Here is a 6,227-nt window from a genome sequence, read left to right as displayed (position 1 = left end):
GGCATTGGGCGTGGGGCATGGGGCATGGGCATTAGAAAACTCTTTCTCAGTTCCCAGTCCCTAGCCCTAGTCCCTAGTCCCCCCAGTCCCTAGTCTCTAATGCCCAATGCCCAATGCCCAATCCCCAATGCCCATTCCATTAATTTTGCATACATCATTACCAAAAATGCTGACAACTGAATTTGATACGTCACTACCCAGTATTCGGCAAGTGCAACACCTGATTCAAGAAACAATACAGGTGGAATTCAAACTAGTCACAGGCGATTTGCTCACAGGTAGGGTTTTATGGCAAGACTCATACTGTGTATGTATTGTAGATGAGAACAGTCAGCAAACCACTGTTTGGAAGCAAGCGATCGCCTATATTAAGCCCAAGAGTTAGTCAAGAGCCAAGAGTCAAATCATAACCCTTGACCCTTGACCCTTGACCCTTGACCCTTGACCCTTGACTACTCCCGCCTATCCAGAGGCAGAAACTCTTTAAGCGCTTCTGCCTCAATAGCTTTCACCACTGGGATAGATAGGGAGACTGCGCTGCTTGGGAAAAACAACGGTTGTAGTTGACTTAAACCTGTTAAGCTACCGCATAACAACACTTGATCGCCATCTCGCAAGTCCATGTTGCCATCAGGAGAGCGGATGAATTTGCCATCTCGCCGGATCGCTTGCACTTGTGCCCCAGATGACTGTTGGATATCTAAATCTGCAAGAATTTTACCCAAAACTGGAGAATCAGCGTTGATTGTTATCCACTGGCAAGCACTATTTTCTCCGGGAACAGCCACCTGTCCCTTAGCTAATTCTGCCAAAGCCGCCAGTTCCTCATCTGCACCCACTACGAGGAGGCGATCGCCTTCTTGCAATCTGGTCTGATTATTCGGATAATCGATTTCATCGCCGTTAGCGCGGCGAATTGCCATTAAACTAGCTCCTGTAAGATAGCGCATATCCGCTTCTTCTAGGCTCATACCAATTAAGGGCGAGTCAGTTGGTAAAGAATACCAGCGCCGATTCAAATCGCGGGTTGCTTGCTGCAAATCGTAGGAAACTTCTGATGCAGAACGCTCTGGGCGCAATTCTAAATAATGATCGTTGCGGATTTGCTGCATTTCCCGTTGCAAAACATCTGATGACAAGCCTAAGCCAGTTAATAAATGGGTTGCCATTTCTAAGCTGGCCTCAAACTCTGGCTGCACCACTTCCCTGGCTCCCAGTTGGTAAAGCACTTCAATATTTTTATCTTGGGTAGCGCGGACGACCAAATCTAATGCTGGACACAATTCCAAAGCGCGTTTTAGGCAAAGGCGGGTACTCATGGGGTCAGGAAGTGCGATCGCCATTCCTTTAGCATGGTTGACTCCAGCGGTTTCTAAAACGTGTAAACTAACGCAATTACCATATACATAAGCCACCTCGGCATCCCGTAACTGCTGAATTCTATTTTCTGATTGGTCGATGACAACCACAGGTAAGTTGTGTTGCTGCAACAACTTGACTAAATTCCTGCCGACTCGTCCATAGCCGCAGACTACTACATGGTCTTTTAAGGGTAGTTCTTCGGACACATCCCGTGGCTGATCATCTTCTAAATATGGTTTCAGCCAGGGCATTGATTCAGCAAAATTAAATAAAAATGGCACCAATCGCAGCACAAAAGGAGTAAGCACAAGTGTGACTGCTGTGGTTCCCAAAATTAGTAAATATATCTGTCGAGATACTAACCCTAACGCCTGGCCTTCACTAGCAAGAACAAAGGAAAATTCACCAATTTGAGCCAATCCTAAACCGACAATTAAGGCTGTTTTCAATGGGTAGTGGAACAGTCTTACTAGGGGCGTGATAATCAAAAACTTACCCACAAAAACTAGTGCTACTAGCCCCAAAATCAATTCTAGGTTGTTCCACAAAAACACTGGGTCAATTAACATCCCAATGGCAGCAAAAAATAAACTGGCAAAAATATCTCGCAGCGGTTCTACATAAGTTAGGGTTTGGTCAGCGTATTCCACCTCAGAAATCATTAAACCGGCGACAAATGCCCCCATTTCAATGGATAGCCCCAAATACTCTGTTAGCAAGGCAATGCCCAAACACAGGGCAACTACGCCTAATAAAAAAAGCTCTCGGCTTTCGGTGCGGGCTAGCATTCGCAACAAAGGGGGGATCAGCCAAATTCCCGCTGCGACTGCGCCAGCTGCAAATAAACCAATCCGCAGCAGCGCTGTTAACACGGCAATGCCAATAGTCTCTGCTGGTTGGTTGAGAGCTGGTAACACGGCTAGCATCAGTCCCAATGCCAAATCCTGTACTACCAAAATCCCTAACATTACTTGCCCGTGGGGTGTTTCTGTTTCGTTGCGCTCCATCAAGCACTTGAGGACAACAGCTGTGGATGATAAAGACAGAATTGATCCCAAAAACACGCCTTTAGCAGGTAAGGTTCCCCAGGCTCCTGTTACCCCACATACTAAAACTGTGATCAAAATCGTCAGTACAATCTGGAGTCCTCCTCCCCCAAGAGCGATCGCTTTTACCTTCTTGAGTTCTGCAAAGGAAAACTCTACTCCTAAGGCAAATAACAAAAAGGCGACGCCGAACTGTGCCAGAGTTTCTACTTGAATAACTTCTTTAATTAGTCCCAGTCCGGCTGGGCCTATAATCATCCCGCCGATGAGATAGCCCAGTAACACCGGTTGTCGTAACACCGACGCTAACAATCCGCCACAAGCTGCAACGGCGAGAACTGAAACTAAATCAACAATTAACCTAAAATCTTCTTGCACCAGTTTTTAACAGAACTATTAAAACCCATTAGATTCAGCATACAAAGTTTTATATATCTGAGGAACGGATGTTGGTGTAGAGATGACAAAATTTGCTCTTTAGAAATCTAAAATAAAAAACCCCGGCGAAACTAACCGAGGTAGGAGAGAGAAGTCAGAATGACAATTAAAGATACAAATATTAAATTTAAAAAGTCTTAGCCAATCCTATGAATAACTAGAACCGTGTGATGACGTTATGCATAAACAATTTAGTTACATAGTTTGTTATTATGTACCTAAAATATAACAATATTGTTACGATATGTCAATAGGGCTTGACGCTAAAAGGCTGATAGCGTTATGGAGAGTTATTTATTAGCGATTATGAGTCAAGAATCCCGCAGCTTCAATATCTGGGAACATCAAAACTTCTGCATATTTCTACTGATAGGGTCAAAACCTTTAGAAAATCGGGTACTTTCATCATAGTAAGCTCCACGGAGATCTGCTCCATACAACTTGGCATAGTTGAGTTTGGCTCCTCGGAGATTTGCTTCATTCAGTTTGACACCGCTCAAATTAGCTCTGGTCAAATTCGCTTTCGCTAAGTTAGCTCTACTCAAATCTGCTCCCCAAAGTTTAGCTTTAGCTAGGTTAGCTCCACTCAAATCTGCTCCCCATAAGTTGATTCCCGGCATATAAGCTCCAATCAGCTTGACTCCAATTAAGATAACTGCTGGAAAATATCTTTCACCTGCGGCGTAACGCCGCTTCAGTTCCTGAGCATCCATGTTTCCTTGACTTTCTTTAACAATAAACAAGCTATTTGTTCCCATTCCTGGTTTAGTTCTCCAGGAAACTCTGGCTGGCCACTGCGTAGATACCAGAAATGAGCATTACTTAAATCACCCTCTTTTCGGTGTAGATAGGCGTGAACCCAAGCACTGTCAGCATCGCTGGCATTTTGGACTATTTCGTGTGCCTGATCCCAATCACCTTTCTTGTCATACCACAATGCTTGCAGTGCTTTTGGCAATGTCTGAAGACATGAGGGCTGTTGTTCGATTAATAGCTGAAATTCCTCTGTGGTCACGATCGCCATCCAAAAAGTATCAAATATCAAACCAAACCTCTATAATTTAAGATACTTCTTGGCTGGGCTGCGAGCAGGGTGTACCTCTACTATTCGTCAATTTGACCGACTCGACGTATATTCAGAATGTCACTCATTTTCTTAATTTGGGTAAATACATGCTCTAATTGAGAGCGATCGCGTATATCTATCCCCAAGTCCATCAGTGCTGGTTGACCAATAGCGGTTTTCACCTGAGCGTGACGCACATTGATCCCTTGGTCACTCAAGCGAGATAGAATATCTTTTAATACTCCTACGCGGTCAAGTGCTTCAATTTGAATATCCACTGGGTAAGTGTGCGGACGAGCACTATTTTCAGCCGCTGAATTCCACCTGACTGGTACTAGCCGCTCACACTCCACATTTTCTAGATTATGACATCCTTGGCGGTGAATCGAAATTCCCCGACCTCGTGTTACTACACCAATAATCGGTTCACCAGGAATCGGGGTACAACACCCAGCTAAATGATAAACTAATCCCTCCACCCCAACAATCGGTGAATCAGTTGAACGGGAGGTAGTTGCAGGCGCATCCCGCAAGGCTTTTGATGTAGAGGTTGACTCTTTGGGGATAAATGGGGGTGCAATGGTAACTGGTTGTTGTGCCTTTACCACTTCGCGCCAACGATTTAGCACTAGATTTAGTGTGACTTCACCATAACCCAAGCCTGCGAGTAAATCTTCTACACTGTGGTAGTTACACTTCTCTGCAACACTCTGCATCGCTTCTGACTTCAGCAGACTATCAAAACCAGTTTTACCAAGTTCTTTTTCTAACAATTCCCGCCCACGGGCGACATTTTCTTCCCGGCGCGATCGCTTGTACCATTGTTTAATCCGATATTTCGCCGCTGAAGTCCTGACAAAGTTCAACCAATCCAAACTCGGATGGCCGCTCTTTTGGGTCATAATTTCCACAATATCGCCATTTTGCAACCGTGTTGATAACGGCACCATTCGCCCATTTACCCGCACCCCTGTACAATGATTTCCCACTTCTGTATGAATGCGATAAGCAAAATCTACGCTGGTAGATCCAGGGCTTAAGGGAACAACATCCCCCTTAGGGGTGAAGACATAGACATCATCTTCAAATAGATTGTCCTTGACACTATCAAGATATTCTTGTGCATCCTTAAGATCGCTTTGCCATTCTAAAAGCTGTCTCAACCAAGTAAACTTCTCATCTGTCGCCGTTACATGGCTATTGCTAGAACCGCCTGTTTCTTTGTACTTCCAATGAGCAGCAATCCCGTACTCGGCGATATGATGCATTTCTATCGTCCGAATTTGTACCTCCAAAGGACGACCAGTCAGACCAATCACTCCAGTATGCAAAGATTGATAACGGTTGGGTTTAGGCAGTCCAATGTAGTCCTTAAATCTACCGGGAATTGGGCGAAAGGCATCGTGAACTACTGCCAAAGCACGATAGCATTCCTCATTGCTTTGGACAATAATCCGCAGCGCTGCCAAATCATAAATTTCATGAAATTCTTTTTGCTGCCGCTGCATTTTTTGGTAAATACCATACAAATGCTTGGGACGTCCACTGATATCCTGGCAGCGGATTCCAGCTTGCTGCAAACGCTCCCGCAAAATGTCAGTGGCTTTAGCCAATTTCTCTTCCCGCGCCGTCCGTTTTTCGGAAACATGCTGCTGAATTTCACGGAAGGCTTCTGGTTCCAGGTATTTAAAAGCTAAATCTTCCAGTTCCCATTTAATCCGCCAGATACCCAAGCGATTGGCTAAGGGTGCAAAGATATCTCGTGTTTCCTGAGCACTACGGCGGCGGCTGGACTCTGACATATATTGTAAAGTTCGCATATTATGCAAACGGTCTGCCAACTTCACCACAATTACTCGGATATCTTGTGCCATTGCCAAAAACATCCGTCGGAAGTTTTCCGCTTGGCTTTCGGTTTTGCTTTTGAAATTTATTTTAGAAAGCTTAGTGACGCCTTCAACCAATTGGCGTACTTCTGGCCCAAAGCGCTCATCTATTTCTTCAATGGTGACATCGGTATCTTCAACTACATCATGGAGAAAACCAGCTGCTATCATAACAGGACTGCCCCCCAAGTCACGTAGTGTTCCAGCTACAGCAACGGGATGATAAATGTATGGTTCTCCCGATTTGCGGTATTGACCATGATGCAGTTGATAAGCAAATTCAAACGCTCGGCAAATCAAGTCTATATCACTATGCCTTCGGTCATCTTCTGCTTCGCTGCTACTTGCTGATGATCCCTTCAAGCATTTCTGCAACCAGTCCGGAAGGGTAATATCAATTGAGGAATTTATAGCTATGCTGCTCATACA

At 44.8% G+C, this 6,227-nt stretch carries 5 protein-coding genes; 1 reads left to right on the top strand and 4 read right to left on the bottom strand.

The window, feature by feature from the left end:
* The first annotated feature begins 166 nt into the window (after window positions 1–166).
* Entirely contained in the window at window positions 167–385 is a 219-nt protein-coding gene (locus IQ246_RS15400; RefSeq protein WP_194004229.1) for an RNA chaperone Hfq, read from the top strand.
* Window positions 386–452: 67 nt separating this feature from the next.
* On the opposite strand, the gene IQ246_RS15395 is transcribed toward IQ246_RS15400, so the two are convergent.
* From IQ246_RS15395 to IQ246_RS15380, 4 genes are all read right to left on the bottom strand, one after another.
* Window positions 453–2,786, bottom strand: coding sequence for a cation:proton antiporter (locus tag IQ246_RS15395; RefSeq protein ID WP_194004227.1), 2,334 nt, complete (start codon window positions 2,784–2,786; stop codon window positions 453–455).
* Window positions 2,787–3,190: 404 nt separating this feature from the next.
* Entirely contained in the window at window positions 3,191–3,559 is a 369-nt protein-coding gene (locus tag IQ246_RS15390; RefSeq protein ID WP_194004226.1) for a pentapeptide repeat-containing protein, read from the bottom strand.
* The gene (locus tag IQ246_RS15385; RefSeq protein WP_194004228.1) at window positions 3,541–3,861 is read right to left on the bottom strand and encodes a hypothetical protein; all 321 of its coding nucleotides are present in this window, start codon (window positions 3,859–3,861) and stop codon (window positions 3,541–3,543) included. Before IQ246_RS15385 ends, IQ246_RS15390 begins: the two co-directional genes overlap by 19 nt.
* 89 nt (window positions 3,862–3,950) lie before the next feature.
* Window positions 3,951–6,224 carry a bifunctional (p)ppGpp synthetase/guanosine-3',5'-bis(diphosphate) 3'-pyrophosphohydrolase gene (locus IQ246_RS15380; protein WP_194004225.1) on the bottom strand — a complete coding sequence of 758 codons (2,274 nt, stop codon included), beginning with the start codon at window positions 6,222–6,224 and terminating at the stop codon, window positions 3,951–3,953.
* Window positions 6,225–6,227 lie beyond the last annotated feature (3 nt).

The organism is aff. Roholtiella sp. LEGE 12411, assembly GCF_015206995.1.
Taxonomy (GTDB): Bacteria; Cyanobacteriota; Cyanobacteriia; order Cyanobacteriales; family Nostocaceae; genus Komarekiella.
The sequence above is the reverse complement of the archived record's forward strand: the minus strand, read 5'-3'. Positions and strand labels throughout refer to the sequence as shown.

Coding starts and splice junctions, on each gene's coding strand:
- IQ246_RS15400 (WP_194004229.1), top strand. CDS start 167: ATGCTGACAACTGAATTTGATACGTCACTACCCAGTATTCGGCAAGTG.
- IQ246_RS15390 (WP_194004226.1), bottom strand. CDS start 3,559: ATGGATGCTCAGGAACTGAAGCGGCGTTACGCCGCAGGTGAAAGATAT.
- IQ246_RS15380 (WP_194004225.1), bottom strand. CDS start 6,224: ATGAGCAGCATAGCTATAAATTCCTCAATTGATATTACCCTTCCGGAC.